Origin of the sequence: Bradyrhizobium sp., assembly GCF_047605465.1 — a bacterium.
Taxonomy (GTDB): domain Bacteria; phylum Pseudomonadota; class Alphaproteobacteria; order Rhizobiales; family Xanthobacteraceae; genus Bradyrhizobium.
Map to the genome: position 1 here is coordinate 1 of NZ_JASGFS010000063.1, position 25,103 is coordinate 25,103.

Genomic DNA, 25,103 nt, shown 5'->3' on the forward strand with positions numbered 1-25,103 from the left:
CCTTGATGGTGATGCCGCGCTCGCGCTCGATGTCCATGGAATCGAGCACCTGCTCCTTGCCCGCCATTTCGCGGTCGGAGAGGCCGCCCGTCATCTGGATCAGGCGGTCGGCGAGCGTCGATTTGCCATGGTCGATGTGGGCGACGATGGAGAAATTGCGGATGTTGGAAATGGGGACGGTCGTCATGGGCGCGGGATACCACTCACGTCCCCGTGCGGCAACCATATTGCTGTATTTTCAGGGCCTTTCTTCACGCCAAGCTGATTCCACGGGAGCCGAAAACGCGCTACGCAACGGCTCATGTCAACGACCTCGATCCCATCCGCGCGCGCCCGGGCGAAGACCCGGGTGAGTTACAACCGCTTCCGGGCCTGGCTGGTCGCCTGCGCGACCCGGCCGGAGCCCGGCCCGTGGCTGGTGATCCAGCTCGCCATCCTGCACGCGGTGCTCTGGACCTTCATCCTGATCAATCTCAAGGCGGCGCAGGACGTTCACATGGACGTCGCAGAAGCCTATGGCTGGGGCCAGAAATTCCTGCTCGGTTACGGCAAGCACCCGCCGCTGTCGGGCTGGATCGCCGGCGTCTGGTTCAAGCTGTTCCCCGCGGCGGACTGGGCGACCTATGCGCTCGCGATGGCGACCGTCGGCGTCGGCATGGTGATCTGCTGGTTCGTCGCCCGGCGCGTGGTGGATTCCAGGCGCGCGTTCCTGGTCGTGGTGATGATCGCGCTCTACCCGATCTTCAATTTCAAGGGCTTCAAGTACAATCCGGACCTGCTGCAGCTCGTCACCCTGCCGCTGCTGGTGCTGGCCTATCTCAATGCTTTCGAGAAGCGGAGCTGGCGGTCCGGGATCTGGCTCGGGCTGGCCGGCGCGCTGGCGCTGATGACCAAATACTGGGTGCTGACCATGATCGGCGCCATTGGCCTTGCCGCGCTGATCCATCCGGACCGGCTGAATTTCCTGCGCTCGCCGGCGCCGTGGGTCGCGATCGCAACGATGGTCGTGGCGATGATCCCGCACATCGTCTGGCTGGCGGATGCGCATTTCGTGCCGCTGACCTATGCCGGCGACACCTACAGCATCGAGGACAGCCGCCTCGTGCATCAGCTCGTGTTCGGCTATGCCCTGCATAATCTGGCGCTGCTGGCGCTGCCGGTCGCGCTCGCGGCGCTCGCCATGGCGCTGGTGCCGCCATGGTTCGGATTGCTGTTGCGCGCGCCCTCGCGGATCGTCACGCGCGCCTGGGCGCGCGGCGCCAATTCCGGCGTCAACCTGCCGCAGGCGCTGAACGTCTGGATCATCCAGATCATCGTCGCGTTCGGGCCGCCGCTCGGCGCGCTGGTCTTCAGCATCTACATGAAGACCGATTGGGGCATCTCGCTGTTCTTCCTGGTGCCGCTGGCGCTGGTCGCGATCCCGGTGCTGCGCGTGCAGAGCGCGACGCTGTTCAACATCGTCGTGATCTGGCTGGTGCTGAGCGTGGCCACGCTCGCCGCCTCGCCGTGGATCGCCGCGCGCGAGATGGCAGCCAACGCCGGCAACACCGCAACCTATGGCGCGCGCTCCGAGCTCGCGCGCGAACTGACCCAGGCCTGGCACACGCGCTTTGCGTCACGCTGGGCGATCGTCGCCGGCACCATGGAGTCGATCCAGCCGATGGTGTTCTACAGCCCCGACCACCCCGCCGCCTTCACGCCCAACGAGCCGTGGAGTTCGGGGCTGACCTCGCTCGACGACGTCAGGAAATACGGATTCATCGGCGTGTTCGATCCGACCGACGGCCGTCTCCCCGAATTCGAGAAATGGGTGTCGGAGACCGCGCCGAACGCCGAGCGCGTGGTGATGACGACGCGCCGCTTCACCCACGGCAAGGCCGGTCCGTCGATGACCTGGAACATCTACATCGCCCCGCCGCAGAAGTGACCGAAGGCGTTGTCGGGGAGATGCGTGGCATGGAGTGCTGGTGCGCAATGGCGCACCGGAGAAACGAGATTGCAGGTCTGGTGCTGCCGTACCGCCTGGCCATGACGGCAGAGGACTAGATTCCTTCCTCGTTGAACTTGCTTTCAACGAGTTCGGTGATCGCCGTGAGCGCGGCTTGGGCATCGGCGCCGGCGGCGGCGACGGTGATCGTCGTGCCCGGCCCCGCCGCGAGCATCATCAGGCCCATGATCGAGGTACCGCCGACGGTCTCGCCGCCGCGCGTCACCCAGACCTGCGCGTTGAAGCGCTCGACCGTCTGGACGAATTTCGCCGAGGCGCGGGCGTGCAGGCCGCGCTTGTTGACGATCAGGAGCTCCTTGGAAAGGGCATTCGCAGGCACACCTGTCCCGGCCTGGTTTCCGAGCGGTGCATCGTCACTCATTTGCCGGCGAGCACGCGGCTGGCGATGGTGACGTATTTGCGGCCGGCTTCCTGGGCCATCGCGATCGCGTCGGGCAGCGAGCGCTCCTCGCGAACCTTCGCGAGCTTCACCAGCATGGGAAGGTTGATGCCCGCGAGGACTTCGACCTTCGGCCGGCTCATGCAGGATATGGCGAGGTTGGACGGCGTGCCGCCGAACATGTCGGTGAGGATCGCGACGCCATCGCCGGAATCGACGCGGTTAACCGCCTCGATGATGTCACTTCGGCAGAGATCGGAATCGTCTTCGGCGCCGATCGTGATCGCCTCGATTTGCTTTTGCGGGCCCATGACATGCTCAAGCGCCGCCTTGAATTCGTCGGCAAGGCGCCCGTGGGTCACAAGTACTAGACCAATCATCGGAAAACTCCTCGCGGGCGCTTTTGGTGCGCCGCACGAACGCGCCACTTTGACCATCCAGCGCCCTCGCGCAAGAGGGGATGTTGCGTATCTCCCTGAAACTAGACGGATGGATGAGGGGAGCTTCGCCGGTCTATTCGGTCGCGATAGTGGGACTCATATGGTTACCATTTCCCTTCAAACAATCACCAGGAGGGTTAATGGAACATGAACTCTTGGTAGTGATCAAAGTCGCGACAACCAGAGGGAGGGGGGAATAGCCGGAGGGGACCGGGATCCTCGGTATCTCGACACCGAAAATGCTCGTTTTCAGGGCTTCCGGCGGGGGCAGCCGTTCCGCGTCAGGTGCCTCCAGATCGACCACGAGACCGACGGTCGCATGCTCCACGAAGTCGCAGCGGCGGATTCCCAGGCCCCGGATCTCGATCAGGCCGGCCAGGATGCCGGCCGGCTGGACCAGAATTTCGTGGCCGACTGTCGCCAGACGGACACGGTCGTCGCCGACCAGAACGGCGTTTTCGACGACGCCGGCGCGCCCGGCCATGATCAGATCGAAGGCAAGCCGCGACTTGCCGGCGCCGGACGGGCCGCGGATCAGGACCGCCAGATTTCCGATCTTGACCGCCGAGGCGTGAACGCTGGGCTCGCCGTCGCTCATAGCGCCGGCAACCGCACCACGAAGCGCGCGCCGGCCACCGTCGGCGCGCCGTCGGCGTCTTGCGGCCCCGCGCGGTTCTCCGCCCAGATGCGGCCGCCATGCGCGTCGACGATCTGCTTGGAGATCGACAGGCCGAGGCCCGAGTTCTGGCCGAAACCCTGATGCGGCCGGTCGGTATAGAAGCGCTCGAAGATGCGCTCGAGCGCATCGTCACGGATGCCGGGGCCGTCGTCGTCGACCACGATCTCGATCTCGGAGCGCGCGCGGCGGCAGGTCAGGCGCACCTTGTTGCCGGGCTCGGAGAACGACTGCGCGTTGGACAGCAGGTTCGCGACCACCTGCCCGAGCCGCGAATCGTGGCCGGGCACGGCGAAGGAATCGTTCGGGCCGCGGCCCTCGAAGCGCGCCTCGACCGCGACGTCGTGGCCGAGCTTGGTTTCATTGGCGACCGACACGAGCGTCGTCAGCAAGCGGCGCAGATCGACCGGCATGGCATCCTGCCGCTGCAGTTCGGCATCGAGGCGGCTTGCATCCGAGATGTCGGAAATCAGCCGGTCGAGCCGCTTGACGTCGTGCTCGATCACCTCGAGCAACCGCGCGCGGCTGTTCTCGTTGCGCGCCAGCGGCAGCGTCTCGACCGCGGAACGCAGCGAGGTCAGCGGGTTCTTCAACTCATGAGCGACGTCGGCGGCGAACATCTCGATCGCCTCGATGCGGCTGTAGAGCGCATTGGTCATGTCGCGCAGCGCGCCGGAGAGATGGCCGATCTCGTCGCGGCGGCGGGTGAAGTCGGGGATCTCGACGCGCGTCTTGATGCGGCGGCGGACGCGCTCGGCACTGTCGGCGAGCCGGCGCACCGGACCCGCGATCGTGCTGGCGAGCAGCAGCGACAGCATGATCATGACCGCGGCGGCGACGCCGCCCACCTTCAGGATCGCCAGCCGTTCCGCCGTCACCATCTGGTCGATGTCGTCGCCCTGCGTCGACAGCATCAGCGCGCCGTGGATGGCGCGCGAGCGCAGCACGGGGACCGCGACCGAGACGATCACCTCGCCGCGCGCATTGACCCGCACCATCGAGCGTTTCTGGCCCTGCAGCGCGTCGGCCACTTCCGTATAGCCGTTGCCGTTCTCGGGTCCGAGTTCGCGATAGAGCGGCAGGTCGCCGCGGTTCAGCCAGGTCCGCACCGCGACCATGCCGCGCTCGACGATGCCGGGCTTCTCCGTCGATGGCGGCGGCAGATCGTAGCGCAGCACGTTCTCGAGGTTGCGGCTGTCGAGCAGCAGGCTGCCATTGGGATCGTAGATGCGGGCGCGCGTCTTGGTCGGCGATATCAGCGTGCGCAGCACCGGCGCCACGCGCTCCGGATTGATCGGGAAATCCAGCGGCGAATAATCGTCCGGCCCGGCATAGGTCTCGCCCGGCTTCAGGTCGAGCAGCCGGTCGGGATCGATGGTGATGGCGTTGGTCTGTACCGTCGCGGAGGCGGCGATCGCGCCCGCGATGATCTCGGCCTGGACCAGCAGGCTCTGCGCACGCGCGTCGATCAGGCCGGCGCGGAACTGCGACAGATACAGGATGCTTGCGACCAGCGCGACGAGGCCCGCGAGGTTGAGCGAGACGATGCGGCGGGTCAGGCTCGAGAAGGATAGCGCGAAGAAGAACTGCCCGGCGCGCTTCAGCCAGTTCAGCGGCCGCCAGCCGAGCGCAGCCGGCTGGGTCTCGGCCACGTGATCCGGAACGCCGTCGGATGCGAGATCCTCGGCGCTCTGGTCGTGGTCAGGCTGCGTTCGGTCAAGCAATGCTTACGCCCGCGTTAGGACAGCTCGTGCGATCAAGTCCCCGCATCCTAGAGCCATCCCGCCCCCGTTGGGAACCGGCTATGCTCTCAGTCTCGCGTGAAGGCGCGCGCGCCTCAGGCTTCCTTGAAGCGGTAGCCGACGCCGTAGAGCGTCTCGATCATCTCGAACTCGTTGTCGACGACCTTGAACTTCTTGCGCAGCCGCTTGATGTGGCTGTCGATGGTGCGGTCGTCGACATAGACCTGATCGTCATAGGCGGCGTCCATCAGCGCGTTGCGGCTCTTCACCACGCCGGGACGCGTCGCCAGCGCCTGCAGGATCAGGAATTCCGTGACGGTCAGCGTCACAGGCTCGTTCTTCCAGGTGCAGGTATGCCGTTCCGGATCCATGCGCAAAAGGCCGCGGTCGAGCGCCTTGGCGTCATTCTCCTTCGGCGCGACGGTCGGATCCTTCGGCGCCGAGCGGCGCAGCACGGCCTTGACGCGCTCGACCAGCAGGCGCTGCGAGAACGGTTTGCGGATGAAATCGTCGGCGCCCATCTTGAGGCCGAACAGTTCGTCGATCTCTTCGTCCTTGGAGGTGAGGAAGATCACCGGCAGGTCGGACTTCTGCCGCAGCCGCCGCAGCGTCTCCATGCCGTCCATGCGCGGCATCTTGATGTCGAGGATCGCAAGGTCGGGCTGCGTGGTCCGGAAACCGTCAAGCGCGGAGGCGCCGTCGGTATAGGTCATGATGCGGTAGCCTTCGGCTTCCAGGGCGATCGAGACGGATGTGAGAATGTTGCGGTCGTCGTCGACCAAAGCGATTGTGGGCATGAGCCTCTGCTTTCTGCTTTCCGTTTGGGTCGTGGCTTGAAACGGCGAGCAATTCAGTGATGCGCCGCATACATGGGTTTCGAACTTGGGTCCCGAACTTGGCGTTCGAACTTTGTCACCGAGCAATGCAAGCTGGGCTGAAGTGTGACCAAGTTCCACGAAACACGGCAGATTCGCCGCGTTTCGACCCATAACCTGACCCTCGTTTACCCGAAAAAAGGCCCTCCTTGCAACCACCTGACCCGAGAAAGCCGATGCAACCGACCCCCGATTTCGACCCCGGAAAGCTCGCCAAATCGCTGCTCAGGCGGTCGCGGCAGGGAGCGCTGGCAACGCTGATGACCGGCAGCGGCGATCCCTATTGCTCGCTGGTCAATCTGGCCAGCCATCCGGACGGCTCGCCAATCCTGCTGATCTCGCGCCTTGCCGTGCACACCCGGAATATCCTCGCCGACGCCAGGGTCTCGCTGATGCTGGACGAGCGCGCGGCCGGCGATCCGCTGGAAGGCGCCCGAATCATGCTGTCCGGCCGCGCCGAGGAGGCCGGTGCCGACAAGGACCTCCTGCAGCGGCGGTATCTCGGTGCTCATCCGTCGGCGGAAGCCTTTGTTGGATTTAAGGATTTCTCCTTCTTCCGGATCCGGCCCACCGGAACGCATCTGGTTGCCGGCTTTGGCCGCATCGTCGACCTCAAGCCCGAGCAATTCCTGACCGAGCTCGGTGATGCCGATGAACTGCTGGCGGCGGAGGAGGGCGCGGTCGAGCACATGAATGCCGACCACCGCGACGCCATGAACCTCTACGCCACGAAGCTGCTCGGCGCGGCCGAGGGTGACTGGCGCTGCACCGGATGCGACCCCGAAGGCCTCGACATGCAGGACGGCCAGACCGCGCTTCGGCTGGACTTTCCGGAGCGGGTGACGGGCGGCACGGCGCTGCGCAAGATGCTGGTGCGACTGGCCGGCGAAGCGCGGGCCGAGGCAGGCTGAAGCGGAATGGGTTTCGGATCGAGCCGCAGGCTCGATCCGCCTCTCCAGCGTGCGGGAAGCGTGGACGCGAAGCGCCGGAAAGGGGCTTTCGCTGCTGAAGGCTCGAGCCCCGCGACACCAAGCCCCTATGACGGATCAGGAAGAGGAGAGTGCTTGGGCCTGCATGGTTCGGGACGCCCGCTCTGGCGGGCTCCTCATCATGAGGGTTTGGCATTTCGCCTGGAAACGCGACCTCATGCTGAGGGCTCGCCGTAAGGCGGGCGTCTCGAAGGATGGCGGCACGCGAGCTTGGTTCACGCGCGCTCCGTCTCCGGAATTTGAACGCCGCCGCCTGTTGCCGCGACCCAAGAGCGTCATCGTCATGGTCAGCGAGAGGGTTCATGAGACGCCGTCGTTTGACGCTCGTCGCCGGTCTGGCGCTCGCGATCGTCGCGTCCCTTGCCACGCCCGCTTTGGCCCAGAAGGGCGATCTCGCCGCACAGAGCGCGCGGATCAACGCGCTCAGGAGCGCCGGCAGATATTCGGAGGCGTTGCCGCTGGCGCAGGCCATGGTGGCCTTGCTCGAGAAGACCAGCAACAGCCGTGATCTCGCCGCCGCGCTCAACAATCTCGGCCAGATCCAATCGGACCAGGGACATGACGATCAGGCCGAGCCGCTGTACAAGCGCGCCCTCGCGCTGATGGAGAAGGGGACCGGTCTCGACAGCGTCGAGATCGCGCCGGTGCTGAACAATCTCGCCGCGCTCGATCAACGGCAGGGCCGGTTCGCCGAAGCCGAGCCGCTGTTCAGGCGCGCACTCGCCGTTCGAGAGAAGGCGCTGTCGCGCGATCATCCCGACGTCGGGCAGTCCCTGAACAATCTTGCCACGCTCGACGTGAAGCAGGAGCGCTATGCGGAAGCCGAACCGCTGTTTCAGCGCGCGCTTGCGATCTATCAGAAGGTCGGGGGTCCCGAGCATCCGGCGGTCGCGACGCTCCTGAACAATCTCGGCCAGCTCTATCGCGATCTCGATCGCGATGCCGATGCCGAAGCGCCGATCCGGCGTTCGCTCGTCATTCGCGAGAAGGTGCTGGGACCGGATCATCCCGACGTCGCGCGGTCTCTCAACAACCTCGCCGGCCTCTACGAGCACCAGCAGCGCTACGCCGACGCAGAGCCGCTTTACCGCCGCGCGCTGGCGATCCGCGAGCGTGCGCTCGGACCCGATCATCCCGACGTCGTCACCTCGACCGGCAACCTGGCTTACTTTCTCTATGTGTCGGGGCGCCCAGCGGACGCGTTGCCGCTGGTGCGAAGAACGCTTCGCAACGACCGCGCACCAACATTGCGGGTCGTGTTGCCGGTGCTGTTCGCCGCGCGCCAGCAGGATCTGATTCCTGACGGCAAGGCGCTGGACGATGCGCTCACCGCGATCCAGCGCGGCACGCAATCCGCAGCGGCATCGGCCGTGAACAAGCTCGCGGCGCGGCTCGCTGCCGGCAGCGACAGGCTTGCTGAACGGGTGCGTCAGGACCAGGATCTCGCGGCGGAGGCCGAGACGCTCGACAAGGCGATCATCGCCGCAGTGTCGAAGCCATCCGCCCAGCGCGATGTCGCGGCCGAGCAGCGCAGCCGCGCGCGGATCGCGGCGATCGCGAGCGAGCGCGCCGGTCTGCAGAAGACGCTGGCCGTCGAATTCCCCGACTACGCCTCGCTGTCCGATCCGCTGCCGCTCGCGGTGAAGGACATCCAGCCGCAGCTCTCGGCGGACGAGGCGATGGTGCTCTATTCCATGATCGACAGGCAGGGCTATGTCATCGCGATCACGCGCGACAACGTCGACTGGAAGCAGATACCGCTCGGCGCCGATGCGCTGGCCCAGAAGGTGTTCAAGTTCCGCAATGGGCTCGACGTCGGCAAGGCGCGCGATGCTTCGGGCAAATCGGGCTTGTTCGATCTCGCGCTCGCGAGCGAACTCTATGTCACGCTGCTCGGCCCGGTCGAGGCGCTGATCAAGGACAAGCGCAGCCTGCTCGTGGTGCCGTCGGGCGCGTTGACCGCGTTGCCGTTTCACCTGCTGGTCACGGAGACGCCGCAGGCCGCCATCCCGGACCGGCTCGAAGGTTATCGCAATGCCGCGTGGCTGTTGCGACGTCATGCCGTTTCGGTGCTGCCGTCGGCGGCGAGCTTGAAATCGCTGCGTGCCGTCACACGCAGGGATCAGGACGTGAAGCCGATGACGGGCTTCGGCGATCCCGTGTTCAACCCCGCTCTCGAGGTGCCCGCCGATCGACGCGCCGCGAACGGAGGGCTCGCGGCGCGCAGCCTTGCAACCATCGCCTACACCGACTTCTGGCATGGCGCCGGCGTCGATCGCGCCCGCCTTGCAGGGGCTCTGCCGCAACTGCCCGATACCGCGGACGAGCTGAACGCGGTGGCCAGAGATGTCGGCGCGGCCCAGGCCGATATCCATCTCGGCCGCGATGCCAGCGAAACGACGCTCAAGCGTTCAGAGCTCGCGCGGTACAGCATCATCTACTTCGCTACCCACGGCCTCGTCGCCGGTGACGTCAGGGGCGTGGGTGAGCCTGCGCTCGCGCTCTCGCTTCCCGATCAACCATCGCAACTCGACGATGGCCTGCTCACGGCGAGCGAAGTTGCCCAGCTCAAGCTCAACGCGGACTGGGTGGTGCTGTCGGCGTGCAATACGATCGCCGGCGACAAGCCGGGCGCCGAGGCCTTGTCGGGCCTGGCGCGCGCGTTCTTCTATGCGGGCGCTCGCGCGCTGCTGGTTTCGCATTGGGCCGTAGATTCCGAAGCCGCCACCCGTTTGACCACGTGGACTTTCGATCTGCTGAAAAACGAACCAGGAATCGGTCGTGCCGAAGCATTGCGCCGCGCGATGCTGGCTTATCTCGATGATGCATCGTCGCCGCGCAATGCCTATCCCGCGATCTGGGGGCCGTTCGCGCTGATCGGTGAAGGTGCGGTGCGATAGTCCGGGGTGAGGGAATTGTGCGTCGCAATAATCGAAAGTAAGGCTGAATTACGCATTTGATTGCGCGATCATGCGCGATTTTTCATGCGTCTGCTCAAGGCTGATATGCGCGACCATTGGCGCGGTCCTTGAATAAACCAAATCCTGCGGGATTGGCTTGGCAACGCCAGCGTTCATCATTATTAGGTCGTCCAAGCCGAGGCCGGACGGCCTGTAATTCACGGTGATCGCGATGGTGCCAAAGCTTGGTCGCGCCGGGTGTCGCGGATTCTAGGAGGATTTTTCGTGCAAGAGACGGGCGTGCGCAACGGTGCCTTCGGCGCCGACAAATTTGGCTTAAGGAATCTCAAACGGGTTCACTGGAACCTCGGCGCGCCGCAACTCTATCAGTACTCGCTCTCCGCGGGAGAGGCCGTGCTGTCCGCCGATGGTGCGCTCTGCGCCGATACCGGCGAGTTCACCGGCCGCAGCCCGAAGGACAAGTTCACGGTGCGTGACGCCACCACCGACCAGAAGATGTGGTGGGCCGGCAACCAGTCGATCACCGCGGAGCAGTTCGAGACGCTCTACCAGGACTTCCTCAAGCATGCCGAAGGCAAGAGCCTGTTCGCGCAGGATCTCTACGGCGGCGCCGATCCGGCTTACCGGATCAAGACCCGCGTCTTCACCGAGCTCGCTTGGCACTCGCTGTTCATTCGCACGCTCCTCATTCGCCCCGAGGCGGTCGAGCTGTCGAGCTTCACGCCCGAACTCACCATCATCGACATGCCGAGCTTCCGCGCCGATCCGAAGCGCCATGGCTGCAAGTCGGAGAACGTCGTCGCGATCGACTTCGCCCGGAAGATCGTGCTGATCGGCGGCTCCTACTATGCCGGCGAGATGAAGAAGTCGGTCTTCACCACGCTGAACTACTATCTGCCCGAGCGCGGCGTGATGCCGATGCACTGCTCGGCCAATGTCGGCGCCAAGGGCGATGCCGCGATCTTCTTCGGCCTGTCCGGTACCGGCAAGACGACGCTGTCTGCCGATCCGAACCGCACGCTGATCGGTGACGACGAGCACGGCTGGGGCCCGAACGGCGTATTCAATTTCGAAGGCGGTTGCTACGCCAAGTGCATCAAGCTCTCGCAGGAAGCCGAGCCCGAGATCTACGCCGCCTCGACGCGCTTCGGTGCGGTGCTCGAGAATTGCGTGCTCGACGAAGACACCCGCGCCGTCGATTTCGACGACGGCTCCAAGACCGAGAACACGCGTTCGGCCTATCCGCTCGAATTCATCCCGAACGCTTCGCGCACGGGCCGCGCGCCCCAGCCCAAGAACGTGGTGATGCTCGCCGCGGACGCCTTCGGCGTGCTGCCGCCGATCGCGAAGCTGACGCCGGCGCAGGCGATGTACCACTTCCTCTCCGGCTACACCGCGAAGGTCGCGGGCACCGAGCGCGGTCTCGGCAACGAGCCGCAGCCGGAATTCTCGACCTGCTTCGGCTCGCCCTTCCTGCCGCTCGATCCGTCCGTCTACGGCAACATGCTGCGCGACCTGATCGCCCAGCACAATGTCGACTGCTGGCTGGTCAACACCGGCTGGACCGGGGGCAAGTACGGCGTCGGCTCGCGCATGCCGATCAAGGTGACGCGCGCGCTGTTGACCGCCGCGCTCGACGGCTCCTTGCGCAACGTCGAATTCCGCACCGACAAGTACTTCGGCTTCGCGGTCCCGACCGCGCTGCCGGGCGTCCCGAGCGAGATCCTGAACCCGGTCAACACCTGGAAGGACAAGGACGAGTTCGACAAGACCGCCCGCGCGCTGGTCGGCATGTTCCAGAAGAACTTCGCCAAGTTCGAAGCCCAGGTCGACGCCGAAGTCCGCGCCGCCGCGCCGGACGTGAAGCTCGCCGCGGAGTAATCCCGCATCGCGCGAAATACAAAAGGGCGGCCGAGAGGCCGCCCTTTTCGTTTGTGAGTGTCGGCTTCTTTGTGAGCGTCGGCACAAGCTGCAGCGTCGTCCCGGCGCAGGCCGGGACCCATACGGCGCGATCCATCGGGGGAGCGCAGCGCCGGTACAAGCAAAGAAACGGTGACCACCGAAGGTCGTCGTCAAATGGCCGCTCGTGGTCGTGGGTCCCGGCCTGCGCCGGGACGACACCGTGTCGAAGCCTTACGCCTTGAAATAGGCGATCTGCGTCGTGGTCGCGAGCAAGCGGCCGTTCGGGGACCACAGCTCGGCGTTCTGGTCGGCGTAGCTCTTGTGCATGACCTTCGAATCGACCGTCGCGAGCACGCGCGTGATCTCTTCGGCCGCGAGCTCCTCGCTATCGGTGTGGAAATAGGTCGTCAGCGACACCGTGCCGAACGGCACCAGCTCGCGCCGCGCGTGGAAGATGCGGCCGAAGAAGGCGTCCGACATCGACGTCAGCGACAGCATGTCGAGCTTGCGCGGCTCGCGGTCGCTGATCCAGAGCTTCGAGTAGGTGCTCGCAAGCTCCGCCTGCGGCGGGCCCACGCGCATCTCGCCCTCGACGAAGCGGAATTCATATTGGTTGCCCCAGGACGGGGCCACCTTCGGAAACGGCAGGGTCTTCTCGAACGGCGTGGCATCCGGGCACTTCGCCACCTTGTGCTCCCAGGACGGCCGGCGTTCGGCGAACACGGCGGTTGCGAGCGTCGCGACCTCGCCGCCGCCCTGCGACAGTTCGACGCTCCAGTGCTGGCTGGAGCGGTTGGCCTTGACCAGCCGGACGTCGAGATCGAACGGGCCCTTGGCGATCGGCGCGCAGTAATTGACGGTCAACGCCAGTGGATCGCCGGCGCGTTGCGGATGGTCGATCAGCGCGCGCAGGATGGTTGCGGCGGTGACGCCCCCGAACGGGCCGACGAAGGCCCAATAGTCCTCGCTGGTATGACCCTGCCAGCTGCTGTCGCCGGCGGTGATGCGGGTGGCGTCGTCGAAGGGATGCGGGAGCTTGGCGTGCATTGTTGGTCCTCGATGCCGGCCGCGTCGTCATCGCGAGCGTGCCGAAGCGATCCAGACTGTTTCCGCAGGAAAGAAACTGGATGGCTTCGGCGCGCTCGCAAGTGACGGTGTTTGAGGTTGCGGCGTGCGTATCACCGACGCCGCTTTGGGGATGATGACAGTCATATCATCATCATCCCGGGGAGATGCAATAACCTCGGAGATCACCGCCGATTTCGCTGCGCGGAAAATCAGCCTGTCGCGTCGCGCAGGTCCTCGGCCGCCTGGAAAGGTGGCGTGAGAGGATTCACCGGGACGTTCCAGATCTCCTCGGCATATTCCCGGATGGTGCGGTCGGAGGAAAACCACGCCATGCGCGCGACGTTGAGGATGCTGGCGCGCGTCCAGGCCGGAGCCACCTGCCAGCGCGCGTCGACGCCGCGCTGGGTTTCGTAATACGAATCGAAATCGGCACTGACCATGTAGTGGTCGAGATAGCGCAGCGCGTGTGCAATCGATTCGAAGCGGCCGGGATCGCCGGGCGAGAACTCGCCCACGCCGATAGCGTTGATGGCGCGCGACAGCTTCGGCGAATTGCGGATCACGTCGGACGCATCCAGCCCCTGCTTGCGCCGGATCATCACGTCGCCGGCTTCCATGCCGAAGATCGCGATGTTCTCCGCGCCGACATGGTCGCGGATCTCGATGTTGGCACCGTCGAGCGTGCCGATGGTGATGGCGCCGTTCAGCGCCAGCTTCATGTTGCCGGTGCCCGAGGCTTCCATGCCGGCGGTCGAGATCTGCTCGGACAGGTCGGCCGCGGGAATGATCACCTCGGCGAGGCTGACATTGTAGTCCGGCAGGAAGACGACCTTCAGCTTGCCGCCGATCGACTGATCGTTGTTGACGACCTCGGCGACGTCGTTGATCAGCTTGATGATCAGCTTGGCGTAGCGATAGCTCGCCGCCGCCTTGCCGGCGAAGATCTTCACCCGCGGCACCCAGTTGCCGTTGGGATCGTCCTTGATCGACTGGTACAGCGCGACCGTCTCGATGACGTTGAGGAGCTGGCGCTTGTATTCGTGAATGCGCTTGATCTGCACGTCGAACAGCGCGGTCGGATCGACCTTGATGCCGAGCCGTTCTCCGATCAGGCGCGCCAGCGCGGTCTTGTTGTGCAGCTTGACGGCACGGAATTTTCGCTGGAATTCGACGTCGCTGGCGCGGGCCTCGATCAGGCTGAGCTGCGTCGGGTCGTCGAGCACGGCCTCGCCGCAGGTCTCGCGCAACAGGTCGGTCAGCTTCGGGTTCGCCAGCATCAGCCAGCGACGGAAGGTGATGCCGTTGGTCTTGTTGGTGATGCGGCCGGGATAGAGATGGTTGAGGTCGTGGAATACGGTCTCGCGCATCAGGTCCGAATGCATCGCCGACACGCCGTTGATGCGGTGCGAGCCGACGAAGGCGAGCTGGCCCATGCGCACGCGCCGTCCGCTCTTCTCGTCGATCAGCGAGACCGAGGCGCGGAAGTCGATGTCGCCGGGGCAGCGCGCTTCGGCGAGCGCGAGGTGCTGCACGTTGATGCGGTAGATGATCTCGAGGTGGCGCGGCAGCAGGCGCTCGAACAGCTCGACCGGCCAGGTCTCGAGCGCCTCGGGCAACAGCGTGTGGTTGGTGTAGGACAGCGTCTCGACCGTGATCTTCCACGCCTCGTCCCAGCGGAAATTGTGGTCGTCGACCAGGATCCGCATCAGCTCGGTGACCGCGAGGCTCGGATGCGTGTCGTTGAGCTGGACCGCGACCTTGGCCGACAGGCTGCGCAACTGGCCGTCGGAGGCCAGATGCCGCTTCACCAAATCCTGGAGCGAGGCCGAGACGAAGAAATATTCCTGGCGCAGCCGCAACTCGCGACCGGCCGGGCTCTCGTCGTTCGGATAGAGGAATTTGCAGATCGCCTCCGCGCGCGCCTGCTCGGACGAGGCGCTGACATAGTCGCCGGAGTTGAAGACGTCGAGCTTGAGCGGATCGGGCGAGCGCGCCGACCACAGCCGCAGCGCGTTGACGTGATGGCCGCGCCAGCCGACGATCGGCGTGTCATAGGCGATCGCCTGCACCGTCTCGGCCGGATGCCAGATCGCGCGGTCACGGCCCTTGTCGTCGACATGCTCGACGCCGCCGCCGAAATGGACGTGATAGATCACCTCGGGCCGCTGCAATTCCCAGGGGTTGCCGAAGCTCAGCCATTCGTCCGGATATTCCTGCTGCCAGCCCTGGTTGATGATCTGGCGGAACAGGCCGTAATCGTAGCGGATGCCGTAGCCGATCGCGGGGATCGACAGCGTCGCCATGCTTTCCATGAAGCAGGCCGCAAGCCGCCCGAGACCGCCATTGCCGAGCGCCGCATCCGGTTCGCATTTGCGCAGGTCCGGCAGGGAGACGCCGAGATCGCCGAGCGCGACCTCGAAGATCTTGAGCAGCCCCATGTTGTTGAGCGCGTCGCTGAAGAGACGGCCGATCAGGAATTCCAGCGACAGATAGTAGACGCGCTTGCGGCCCGCGTCGTAGCTGCGCTTTTCGGCGCTGAGCCAGCGATGCACGATGCGGTCGCGCAGCGCGAGCGCTGCGGCCTGATACCAGTCGTGCTTGGTCGCCATGCCGGCGTCCTTGCCGATCGCGAGGCGCAGCTTCGCCAGGATGGCGCCCTTGATCTCGGCCAGAGCAAGCTCGTCGACCGGTTCGCCGGGAGCGGGAAAATTTTGCTGGAACGATGAATCTTGCAAGGCCGTCACTTCCTGGTCGCGAGAACACCACTAACCTACGCGTCTTGCTTCCGGACCGAAACCATCGCTGGCGCGGCCGTGCACTGCGCTGGCGTAAATTTATGCAAGGAACGGGCCGGTTTAGGAACCCGGAAGCACACGGGGAAACGCAGATTTGGTGCTATTTTGGAGGCCAATTCAGCCATCAGTGTGGAGAAGAGCCATGAGACCGCTGAAGCGACTGCTGATCGACATCACCGCCGCGGCCCTCCTCGTCGTCTGCATCACCGCCTCCGGCGCGGCCTTCGCCGCCGGAAAGACCGGCCGCAGCGCGGACGGCCTGAGCTGCGCCGTCTCGCTGCCGCAGAACGCAACGCCGCCCGCGCGCTGCGTCGCCATCAAGCGCCAATGCGGCGGCAGGTTCTACGCGAGCGCATGCGGCGACAAGCTGATGTCGGCCGCGAATTGAGGGGGCAATCCCGTCGCGGTAGGAGTGTCGTCCTGGCAAGCGATCCATCGTCGTCCCGGCGAAAGCTCTCGCCAACGTCGTCCCGGCCAACGTCGTCCCGGCCAAGGCCGGCACCCATACCCACCGCTGTCAGATAAGATGTGACGGATCGCGCCAATCCGGATTTTCCCACTCGATCAAGCGGATTTTCCAATCGCGGTGCCATTCCTTGAGTGCCTTTTCGCGCGCGATGGCTTCGGATGGCAACGCGTAGGTCTCAACATCGACGAGACGCGCGACACCATATTTCGCGGCGAATTTTGATCCGCGTCCTAAGCGATGCAATGTGAGCCGATTTCCGAGATCACTGCATGCACCGATGTACAGTGTGCCGTCGCGGCGGCTCGCGAGGATGCAGACGTAATACGACGTGGATCCATTCATTGCGGAGCATCCGTTTTCGGAAACGTCTGTCAGCTGTGGATATGGGTCCCGACCTTCGCCGGGACGACACTGCGATAGCGCGCCGGAACGAATTAAGAACACTTTAGCAAGTCTTTGATATATCATTGTGATTCGGCGCGTTGCCGACACAATATCTAGCGTCTGTCCGACTTTGCGAGGACTACATGTCCACGATTGCCTTCGACCAGTTTGCTCTCACCCGGATTGCCGATTTCGCGCGGTCGCTGTCGCGGCTGCATCAGGCGGCGCGTCGCTATGCGGTCGATGACGACCAGTTCGACCGCGAGTTCAACGCGGTGTGCCAGTCGATCTGGGGCTACACCATCGACGACATCAGCGACGATCTGTTCTCGACCGAGGATCATCTGTTCCTCGACACGCTGGACGAAGCGCATGCGCGCATCTTCGCGGCCGAGCAGGGTTACGACCTCGTCGACGAGGCGGGCATGCTGACCGATTGGTGGGGTTTTTGCTGGATGATCCTGGCCGAGAAGCGCGGCCTGCTGACGTCTGAAAACCGCGCCGCCGCGCGCGCGGCGATCGAGGAAAAATATCTGGCCGCGCCGAACGTGATCGGGGTCATCATCGGGCGGTGACGCTCTCTCCGTCGTCATTGCGAGCCAACGGGTCCGCATGAAGCGCGGCTCCGCGAAGCGATCCGAATTCTCTCAACGAAGGGATTCTGAATTGCTCCACCGCAAGCGCCGTTCGCAAATCAAGCGCTCTTCGCGATGACGGCTCGGCCGGGTGGGACCTAATCCAGTCCCGCCCGTTTCGCCGGCTTCTGCGTCTTCGGCACCGTCACGTCAGGCAGCGTCTCGCGCACGATCTCGGCGGACGGCGCATCCACCGCCACCGTTTCGGCGCGGACCGGGGCCACCTTCATCTCGCCGAGACGGGCGCGGACCTGAGCGGTGAGACCGGGATAGGAGGCGACCGGCGTGAACTCGGCGGTCTGCTCCTGGCCGAGGCGGACGCCGGTATAGGCGACCAGCCCATCCGCGGTGGCGATCACGTCGCCGGCCTTCAACGAACTGTCCAGCGCGAGATCGACCGGGGCAAGGCCGACCGGCTCGCGGCCGTTGCAGGTACAGTCGCTGCGCAGCGCCTTGCGATAGGCGAACGCGTTCTCGCTGTCGGCGTAGCGCTCGCCGGTCTGCGATGTGGCACCGTCGATGCTGGAGCCGAAGAAGACCTTCGTGGCGGTGGCGGGACAGAAAGCCTGACACATCTGCGCCGGCGAGGCGACGCCGCGCATCAGCGGAAAATATTTTCCGTCACAGCTGCGCACGCAGAAGGCCGGGCCGGAGCCGCCGATCGCCGCCGCCGAACGCGTCGGCGGGACGTAGGGTTGCACGGGCGCGTTCTGCTGGCCGGTGAAGGGATCGGCGTAGGAATTCGCCTGCGGCACGTCGCGCTGCGGCCGCTGCTGCGTTCCGCCGAAGAAGAAATCGAACAGGCCTTCGGCCGAGACCGGGGCCGGCGCCGCGAGCAGCGGGCTGACGAAGGCGGCGATCACGAGCATCGCGCGACGCTGACGGCGCGCATGGGACAAAACTGTACGCAACGCTTACTCCACCCGACGCTACCGAACCGGCCGGGACCAGCGAGAGGTCTCAGCACATGATTCACCATAATGCGGGATGGTAAACGAGCGGTTGAGCGCGGACGCTTCGGGCCGGTCCTCGCGCCCCGGCCGCGTCAGGCCTTCAGGAATTCCGAGGCCTTGTAGAGCGAGCGGAACGGCAGGCCGGCCTGGCCGAACGTGTCGTCGGCGCCTTCCTCACGGTCGACCATGGTCAGCACCAGCACGACTTCGGCGCCGGTCTCGCGCACCGACTCCACGGCCTTCATCGCCGAGCCGCCCGTGGTGGTGACGTCCTCGACGATCACGACGCGCTTGCCCTCGAGGGTCTCGCCCTTGGGCAGTCCCTCGATCGCGAGCCTTGCGCCGTGCTCCTTCGGCTTCTTGCGCACGAAGAAGGCGGCGATCGGATGCCCCTTGATCCAGGAGATCTGCGCCAGCGCGCCGGCAAGCGGCACCGCGCCCATCTCGAGGCCGCCGATGAAATCGAGCTTGTCGTCCTTCAGCGCCTCATAGGTGAGCTCGGCGAGCAGCGTCGCGCCCTCCGGGTCCAGCATGGTCGGCTTGAGGTTGAAGTAGAAATCGCTCTTGCGGCCCGACGCGAGCGTCACCTCGCCGCGGCCGAAGGAGCGCCGGCGGATGATTTCGAACAGGCGGGCGCGGGAGGCTGATTTCGACACGGCGGTCCTCGGGAGCGTTTCGGGAGGAGGCGGAATTTATCCGCGACGGCGGTGACATTCCAGAGGGCACAGGCCGCGTCAACAGGGATCGGGCATCCCGGGCCGCCGGTTGTCCCGATGCAACTTTCTGGAGTAGGTGAGGGGCAAAGCCCGTCGGGGAAGGAAACAGAGCATGACCATCGAGCTGCACACCTGGAACACGCCGAACGGCCGCAAGATCTCGGTCGCGCTGGAAGAGATGGGGCTGCCCTACAAGGTCATCCCGGTGAACATCACCAAGGGCGAGCAGATGGCGCCGGAGTTCCTGAAGATCAGCCCCAACAACAGGATTCCCGCGATCGTCGACCCCGCGGGGCCGGACGGCAAGCCCGTCAGCATCTTCGAATCCGGCGCGATCCTGCTCTATCTCGGCGAGAAGACCGGCAAGTTCCTGCCCAAATCGCTGGCAGGCCGCATCCCCGTCTACGAATGGCTGATGTGGCAGATGGGCGGCTTCGGGCCGATGCCGGGCCAGGTGCATCATTTCATCGCGCTCGAGAACGAGCAGGACCGCGCCTATGGGCTGAAGCGCTACATGGCGGAGACGCGCCGGCTCTATGGCGTGCTGGACCGCCGCCTCGCGGGCCGCGATTTCGTCGCCGGCGATCTCTCGGTCGCCGATTTCGCCATCCTCGGCTGGGCCTGGCGTCATCCTCGCCACAAGGTTGAGCTGGCGGATTTTCCCAACGTCAAGCGCTGGTACGAGGCCCTGATGGCGCGTCCCGCGGTGAAGCGGGGCATGGACGCGAAGCTGGATTGATATCTCTTCTCCCTCGCCCCGTTCTCACGGGGAGAGGGGCGTCTCACCACGCGAGAGGTGGCCGAGAGATCTGTAACCCCTCGTCCGGATCGCAAAGGCGATCCGACCTCTCCCTGCAAACGGGGAGAGGTGAAGGCATCACACCCGCTTCGCCTCGACCGCCATCCTGATCGCAAGCCCGGCCAGCACCGTGCCCATCAGCCAGCGCTGCACCAGCATCCAGCTTGGCCGGCTCGTCAGGAACAGCGCGATCGATCCCGCGGCGAGCGCGATCATCGCGTTCACGCTGACGCTGATCGCGATCTGGATCGCCCCGAGCACGACCGACTGCGTCAGCACGCTGCCTGCGGCGGGATCGATGAATTGCGGCAGCAGCGCCAGATAGAGCATCGCGATCTTCGGGTTGAGCAGATTGGTGACGAAGCCCATCGCGAACAATTTGCGCGGACTGTCGATCGCGAGCGTCTTCACCTGGAACGGCGAGCGCCCGCCGGGCTTCACCGCCTGCCAGGCGAGCCACAGCAGATAGCCCGCGCCCGCGAAGCGCAGCGCGTCATAGGCGAAGGGAATCGCCAGCAGCAGCGCGGTGATGCCGAATGCCGCGCACAGCATGTAGAACACGAAGCCGAGCGCCACCCCGCCCAGCGAGACGATGCCGGCCGCCGGTCCCTGCGTGATCGAGCGCGAGATCAGATAGATCATGTTCGGCCCGGGCGTGAGCACGAGACCAAGGCAGACGAGAGCGAAGCCGAGCAGGGCGGAGGCGTGGGGCATGGCTGAACCGGGTGCGGGAGACCGCCCAGTTCTAATATGCGGGGCCGGACAGGGCCATCGCGCAATTGCACGGAGCAAATTTCACGGCACGATCTTCGTCGTCCCGGCTACCGCCGGCACGACGTCGTATGCGCGGTGTCAGCTGTGCACCCGCGGAGCAGGGTGAAGAAAACTCAGTGCGCCTCGTCCCAGTTCGTCGCCGCGCGGGCGTCGACGTGCAGCGGGACCGAGAGCAGCACGGCCGGGAACGGCGCGTCCTGCATGACGTGCTGCACGACCGGAAGCGTCGCTTCCACTTCGGCATCCGGCACTTCGAAGATCAGTTCGTCGTGCACCTGCAGCAGCATCTGCGCCGACAGCTTCTTCTGCGCGAGCGCCTCCTCCACGCGCGTCATGGCGCGGCGGATGATGTCGGCCGCGGTGCCCTGCAATCGCGCGTTGATCGCGGCGCGCTCGTTGAACGCGCGCACCGAGGCGTTCGAGGCCTTGATGTCGGGGTAGTGGCACTTGCGGCCGAACAGCGTGGTGACGTAGCCGTGCTGCCGGCAGAACTCCCTGGTCTCGTCCATGTAGTCGCGGATGCCGGGGAAGCGCTCGAAATATTTCTTGATGTAGGCGGATGCTTCCTCGCGCGCGATGCCGAGCTGGTTGGCGAGACCGAACGCCGAGATGCCGTAGATGATGCCGAAATTGATCGCCTTCGCGCGGCGCCGGATTTCGCTCGGCATGCCCTGGATCGGCACCCCGAACATCTCCGAGGCGGTCATCGCGTGAATGTCGAGCCCGTCCTTGAACGCCTGCTTCAGCACGGGAATGTTCGCGATCTCGGCGAGCAGCCGCAACTCGATCTGCGAATAGTCGGCGGAGACGAGCTTGTGGCCCGGCGTCGCGATGAAGGCGCGGCGGATCTTCCGGCCGTCCTCGGTGCGCACCGGAATGTTCTGCAGGTTCGGTTCGTTCGACGACAGCCGGCCCGTGGTGGTCGCGGCCAGCGCGTAGGTGGTGTGCACGCGATGAGTCTGCGGATTGACGTAGGTCGGCAGCGCGTCGGTGTAGGTCGATTTCAGTTTCGAGACCTGACGCCACTCCAGGATCTTTCTGGGGAAGTCGTGGCCCTGCTCGGCGAGATCATCCAGCACCTGCGCGGTAGTGGACCATGCGCCGGTCTTGGTCTTGGTTCCGCCGGGCAGTCCCATCTTGCCGAACAGGATGTCGCCGATCTGCTTGGGGCTGCCGACATTGACGGGCTCGCCCGCGATTTCCTGCACCTCCGCTTCGACGCGCGCCGCGGTCTGGGCGAACTCGCCGGACAGGCGTGACAGCACCTGGCGGTCGATCGAGATGCCGCGCCGCTCCATGCGCGCGAGCACCGCGACCAGCGGCCGTTCCAGCGTCTCGTAGACCGACGTCATGTGCTCGGCGACGAGACGCGGCTTCAGCACGCGCCACACCCGCACGATCATGTCGGCGCCTTCGGCCGACAGCGGCGCCGCCTTGTCGATCGGCACCTGGTCGAAGGTGATCTTGCCCTTGCCGCTGCCGAGCAGCTCGCTCTCCTTCAGCATGGCATGGCCGAACCAGCGCTCGGCGAGCGATTCCAGCCCGTGCGAGCCGCGGCCCGCGTCGAGCACATAGGAGATCAATTGCGCATCGTCGGTGTTGCGCAGGGTGATGCCGTGCTGCGCCAGCATGACGGAGGTGAACTTGACGTCGAAGCCGACCTTGAGGATGCCGGCCGATTCCAGCACCGGCCGCAGCGCCTCGATGGCGTCGGCGGGCTTGACTTGATCGGGCGCGAGGCCCGCGTCGAACAGGCCGGCGCCGCCGCCGGACTGCTTGTGCGCCAGCGGCACGTAGCAGGCATCGTTCGGCGCCAGCGCCAGCGCGATGCCGCAGAGATCGGCCTGCATCGGATCGATGGAGTTCGCCCTGATCTCGATCGCGACCTGGCCGGTGTCGTGAATGCGCGCGATGAACGCCGCGAGCTCTCCCACCGTCTTGATCGTTTGATATTTGGCGCGGTCGACCGGAAGCTTGCGCAGCGCCTCTTCGCGCGCGGCGGCAAGCGAGACGGGCGCTCCCTTCGGGCTTGCCGACTTGTCGCCCTTGTCGGCACCCTTGCTGACGCCCTTGGCGGTCGCCGCGGGGGCGCCGAAGAGATCGCCGGAAGCCTTCGCGTTGTCGGTGCCATCACCGGCCTTGTCGCCGGTCCTGGCGCCGCTGCTGTTGTTCGCGTCGGCGTCGACATTGGCGGGATCGATCTGCGAATAGTCCGCGACGCGGCGTGTCAGCGTCGAAAATTCCATCGCCTTCAGGAAGGCGACCAGCTTGCGCGCATCGGGCTCGTGGACAGCCAGGTCGTCGAGCGGCACGTCCAGCTTCACGTTGTCGTCGAGCAGCACGAGCTTGCGCGAAATCCGCGCCTTCTCCGCATTTTCGATCAGCGCCTCGCGCCGCTTCGGCTGCTTGATTTCGGTCGCGCGGAACAGGAGCTGCTCGAGGTCGCCATATTCGACGATGAGCTGCGCGGCCGTCTTGATGCCGATGCCCGGCACGCCCGGCACGTTGTCGGTCGAGTCGCCCGCGAGCGCCTGCACCTCGACCACCTTCTCCGGCGGCACGCCGAACTTCTCGATCACCTCGGGGATGCCGATGCGGCGATCCTTCATGGTGTCGTACATCGTGATCTTGTCGTTCACGAGCTGCATCAGGTCCTTGTCGGAGGACACGATGGTGGTGGTGGCGCCGCGCTCGCTGGCCTGACGCGCATAGGTCGCGATGAGATCGTCGGCCTCGAAGCCCCCCTGTTCCAGGCAGGGCAGGTCGAAGGCGCGAACGGCTTCGCGGATCAGCGCGAATTGCGGGATCAGATCATCCGGCGCCGGCGGCCGGTGCGCCTTGTATTCGGGATAGATCGAATTGCGGAACGTCACCTCGGACTTGTCGAACACGATCGCCAGATGCGTCGGCCGGTTGTCGGCGGGCATGTCGCGCAGCAGCTTCCACAGCATGTTGCAGAAACCGAGCACGGCATTGACCTGCAAGCCGTCGGACTTGCGGTTGAGCGGCGGCAGCGCGTGATAGGCGCGGAAGATGTAACCGGAACCGTCGACCAGGAAGATATGGTCGCCCTTGCCGGCCGCCTTCGCCGCAACCGGTTTGGCAGCAGGCTTGTCAGCAGCCGCTTTGGTGTCGGCGGCGGCCTTGGGCGCATCGGCCTTTGATTCAGCTTTGGCGGTGGTCTTCGGGGAGGTTTTGGGCATGGCCGCAATGTATGAATTTTTGCGGCCTTTGACAGCCTCGGGAGGAAGGTTTTTGGGCGGATTCCCACACCTCATCGTCGCCCCGGCGAAGGCCGGCACCCATAGCCGCAGGGCGAGGTTGTGGTGGGAGATGGCAACTCCGAATCGTCGCCAAACCACTCCCTGTGGTTATGGGTCCCGGATCGGTGCTGCGCTTTGCGGCGTTTGTCCGGGACGACACGTAGAGGGACTACTCCGCCGCCTGCAGCACCGTGCCCGCCTTCTTCGGCGCGATCCAGAATGCCATGGGGCGCTCGAACAGGAAGTTGGCGTGCAGCCGCAACGCGACCTGCCAGATCGCCAGCGCCCCGATCACGCCGACGATCGTCACGATCAGTGACACCGTGCCGATGTCGGGAATGATGCCGGTGCGCAGCAGCAGCGTTCGCGTCGCGGCCATCGGCAGGAAGAAGGCGAGATAGATCACGATCGAATGCTCGCCGCAGAAGCGCAGGAAGTTGCACCAGTGCGCGCGCGCGAGCAGCGTGCCGATGGTGATGATCGCGCAGGCCCCGGCGAAGCCGAGCCCGAGCGACACGATCTTCCACTCACTGGCGCCATAGGCGACGAGACCGGCATCGACGAGCGCCCAGGCCGCGAGCGCCGCCAGCGCCCATGCGGGATGGCTGCGTGCGCGATTCGACAGCGCGAACACGTAGGGCGCGAACAGATAGCCCGAATAGAAATAGACGAAGCGTGCGCAGAATTCGTCGATCGCGGTCCAGCCGGTCGTGACGCGGGCCGTCTCCAGTGCCGCGGCGATGATCCAGATCGCGAGCGGGGGGATTCGCCGTGTCAATTTTGTGACGACGAAGAAGATCGGCAGCAGATAGATGAACCAGAGCGTGCCGAACGGCTCGATGAAGGATTCCAGGTAAAGCAGCCCGACCTCGCGCCAGCCGGTCTCCGCCGCGAAAGCCGGCGCCTTGAAGGCGAACTGGATTGTCACCCAGACGACATAGAAATAAGCGAAATGCACCACCTTGCGGTCGAGATAGGTTCGCCAGTCCCGATCGATCACCAGGGGCAGGAACAGGCCCGAAATCAGGAAGAAATCCGGCATCCGGAACGGCTTCGCGAAGGCCACGGCGACATGCATGAAACCGGTCTCGCCGGCGGCGAGCTCGACCCCCAGCACCGAATGCATCATCACCACCATGACGATGCAGATGCCCTTGGCGTAGTCGACCCAATCGACGCGCGCGGCGGCCGGGGCGTCGGAAAGCCCCCCGCTCGCGGCCATTGTGCCGATTGGTGTCATGGTGTCCCTTTTCGAGGCGTCTGCGGTCCGGCTCCGTCCGGGCCCGGGGCAGTGTGGCGCCTTGTGGTTTCCGAC

Annotated in this window: 21 protein-coding genes; 7 read left to right on the top strand and 14 right to left on the bottom strand. The window is 65.3% G+C overall.

The window, feature by feature from the left end; all coding sequences use genetic code 11:
- Nucleotides 1-187 (bottom strand): GTP-binding protein (locus tag QM712_RS30145; protein ID WP_415026792.1); only part of this gene is annotated, 187 nt, incomplete at its 3' end.
- Nucleotides 188-301: 114 nt separating this feature from the next.
- Here QM712_RS30145 and QM712_RS30150 point away from each other — a divergent pair.
- Nucleotides 302-1,927, top strand: coding sequence for a glycosyltransferase family 39 protein (locus QM712_RS30150; RefSeq protein ID WP_415026793.1), 1,626 nt, complete (start codon nt 302-304; stop codon nt 1,925-1,927).
- A gap of 115 nt (nt 1,928-2,042) precedes the next feature.
- On the opposite strand, the gene QM712_RS30155 is transcribed toward QM712_RS30150, so the two are convergent.
- The 5 genes from QM712_RS30155 to QM712_RS30175 form a co-directional block, all read right to left on the bottom strand.
- Nucleotides 2,043-2,369: an HPr family phosphocarrier protein gene (locus QM712_RS30155; protein ID WP_415026794.1), complete on the bottom strand. Its 327-nt coding sequence runs from the start codon at nt 2,367-2,369 to the stop codon at nt 2,043-2,045.
- A complete protein-coding gene (locus tag QM712_RS30160; RefSeq protein ID WP_024339151.1) occupies nt 2,366-2,767 on the bottom strand; it encodes a PTS sugar transporter subunit IIA in 402 nt (133 codons plus the stop codon). Before QM712_RS30160 ends, QM712_RS30155 begins: the two co-directional genes overlap by 4 nt.
- A gap of 133 nt (nt 2,768-2,900) precedes the next feature.
- Nucleotides 2,901-3,425 (bottom strand): HPr kinase/phosphorylase, encoded by a 525-nt coding sequence (locus tag QM712_RS30165; protein ID WP_415026795.1) that lies wholly within the window; start codon nt 3,423-3,425, stop codon nt 2,901-2,903.
- The gene (locus QM712_RS30170) at nt 3,422-5,227 is read right to left on the bottom strand and encodes a stimulus-sensing domain-containing protein (protein ID WP_415026796.1); all 1,806 of its coding nucleotides are present in this window, start codon (nt 5,225-5,227) and stop codon (nt 3,422-3,424) included. Before QM712_RS30170 ends, QM712_RS30165 begins: the two co-directional genes overlap by 4 nt.
- A gap of 113 nt (nt 5,228-5,340) precedes the next feature.
- Entirely contained in the window at nt 5,341-6,042 is a 702-nt protein-coding gene (locus tag QM712_RS30175; protein ID WP_008542552.1) for a response regulator transcription factor, read from the bottom strand.
- Between the two features lie 254 nt (nt 6,043-6,296).
- On the opposite strand from QM712_RS30175, the gene QM712_RS30180 reads away from it, so the two are divergent.
- From QM712_RS30180 to QM712_RS30190, 3 genes are all read left to right on the top strand, one after another.
- On the top strand, nt 6,297-7,031 hold the full coding sequence (locus QM712_RS30180; protein ID WP_415026797.1) for a HugZ family protein: 735 nt from the start codon (nt 6,297-6,299) through the stop codon (nt 7,029-7,031).
- Nucleotides 7,032-7,411: 380 nt separating this feature from the next.
- Nucleotides 7,412-10,009, top strand: coding sequence for a CHAT domain-containing tetratricopeptide repeat protein (locus QM712_RS30185; protein WP_415026798.1), 2,598 nt, complete (start codon nt 7,412-7,414; stop codon nt 10,007-10,009).
- A gap of 285 nt (nt 10,010-10,294) precedes the next feature.
- Nucleotides 10,295-11,911 carry a phosphoenolpyruvate carboxykinase gene (locus QM712_RS30190; protein ID WP_415026799.1) on the top strand — a complete coding sequence of 539 codons (1,617 nt, stop codon included), beginning with the start codon at nt 10,295-10,297 and terminating at the stop codon, nt 11,909-11,911.
- 252 nt (nt 11,912-12,163) lie between these two features.
- Here the strand turns inward: QM712_RS30190 and QM712_RS30195 are convergent, their stop codons facing one another.
- Nucleotides 12,164-12,979: an acyl-CoA thioesterase gene (locus tag QM712_RS30195; protein ID WP_415026800.1), complete on the bottom strand. Its 816-nt coding sequence runs from the start codon at nt 12,977-12,979 to the stop codon at nt 12,164-12,166.
- Nucleotides 12,980-13,209: 230 nt separating this feature from the next.
- Nucleotides 13,210-15,735, bottom strand: a complete 2,526-nt coding sequence (locus tag QM712_RS30200; RefSeq protein ID WP_415026801.1) for a glycogen/starch/alpha-glucan phosphorylase — start codon at nt 15,733-15,735, stop codon at nt 13,210-13,212.
- A gap of 202 nt (nt 15,736-15,937) precedes the next feature.
- Here QM712_RS30200 and QM712_RS30205 point away from each other — a divergent pair, with 202 nt between their 5' ends.
- The gene (locus QM712_RS30205; RefSeq protein WP_415026802.1) at nt 15,938-16,183 is read left to right on the top strand and encodes a hypothetical protein; all 246 of its coding nucleotides are present in this window, start codon (nt 15,938-15,940) and stop codon (nt 16,181-16,183) included.
- A gap of 129 nt (nt 16,184-16,312) precedes the next feature.
- On the opposite strand, the gene QM712_RS30210 is transcribed toward QM712_RS30205, so the two are convergent.
- Nucleotides 16,313-16,606, bottom strand: a complete 294-nt coding sequence (locus tag QM712_RS30210; protein ID WP_415026803.1) for a GIY-YIG nuclease family protein — start codon at nt 16,604-16,606, stop codon at nt 16,313-16,315.
- Nucleotides 16,607-16,791: 185 nt separating this feature from the next.
- Between QM712_RS30210 and QM712_RS30215 the strand changes: the two genes are divergently transcribed.
- Nucleotides 16,792-17,223, top strand: a complete 432-nt coding sequence (locus QM712_RS30215) for a hypothetical protein (protein WP_415026804.1) — start codon at nt 16,792-16,794, stop codon at nt 17,221-17,223.
- 158 nt (nt 17,224-17,381) lie between these two features.
- Here QM712_RS30215 and QM712_RS30220 read toward each other — a convergent pair whose 3' ends face one another.
- Nucleotides 17,382-18,152, bottom strand: a complete 771-nt coding sequence (locus QM712_RS30220) for a DUF2865 domain-containing protein (protein ID WP_415026824.1) — start codon at nt 18,150-18,152, stop codon at nt 17,382-17,384.
- A 176-nt stretch (nt 18,153-18,328) separates the two neighbouring features.
- On the bottom strand, nt 18,329-18,892 hold the full coding sequence (gene pyrE, locus QM712_RS30225) for an orotate phosphoribosyltransferase (protein ID WP_415026805.1): 564 nt from the start codon (nt 18,890-18,892) through the stop codon (nt 18,329-18,331).
- 172 nt (nt 18,893-19,064) lie between these two features.
- Between pyrE and QM712_RS30230 the strand changes: the two genes are divergently transcribed.
- Nucleotides 19,065-19,691, top strand: coding sequence for a glutathione S-transferase family protein (locus QM712_RS30230; RefSeq protein ID WP_415026806.1), 627 nt, complete (start codon nt 19,065-19,067; stop codon nt 19,689-19,691).
- 138 nt (nt 19,692-19,829) lie between these two features.
- On the opposite strand, the gene QM712_RS30235 is transcribed toward QM712_RS30230, so the two are convergent.
- The 3 genes from QM712_RS30235 to QM712_RS30245 form a co-directional block, all read right to left on the bottom strand.
- Nucleotides 19,830-20,465, bottom strand: coding sequence for a LysE family translocator (locus QM712_RS30235; RefSeq protein WP_415026807.1), 636 nt, complete (start codon nt 20,463-20,465; stop codon nt 19,830-19,832).
- Nucleotides 20,466-20,638: 173 nt separating this feature from the next.
- Nucleotides 20,639-23,728 carry a DNA polymerase I gene (gene polA, locus QM712_RS30240; RefSeq protein WP_415026808.1) on the bottom strand — a complete coding sequence of 1,030 codons (3,090 nt, stop codon included), beginning with the start codon at nt 23,726-23,728 and terminating at the stop codon, nt 20,639-20,641.
- 229 nt (nt 23,729-23,957) lie between these two features.
- Nucleotides 23,958-25,028: an acyltransferase family protein gene (locus QM712_RS30245; protein ID WP_415026809.1), complete on the bottom strand. Its 1,071-nt coding sequence runs from the start codon at nt 25,026-25,028 to the stop codon at nt 23,958-23,960.
- Nucleotides 25,029-25,103: the final 75 nt, after the last annotated feature.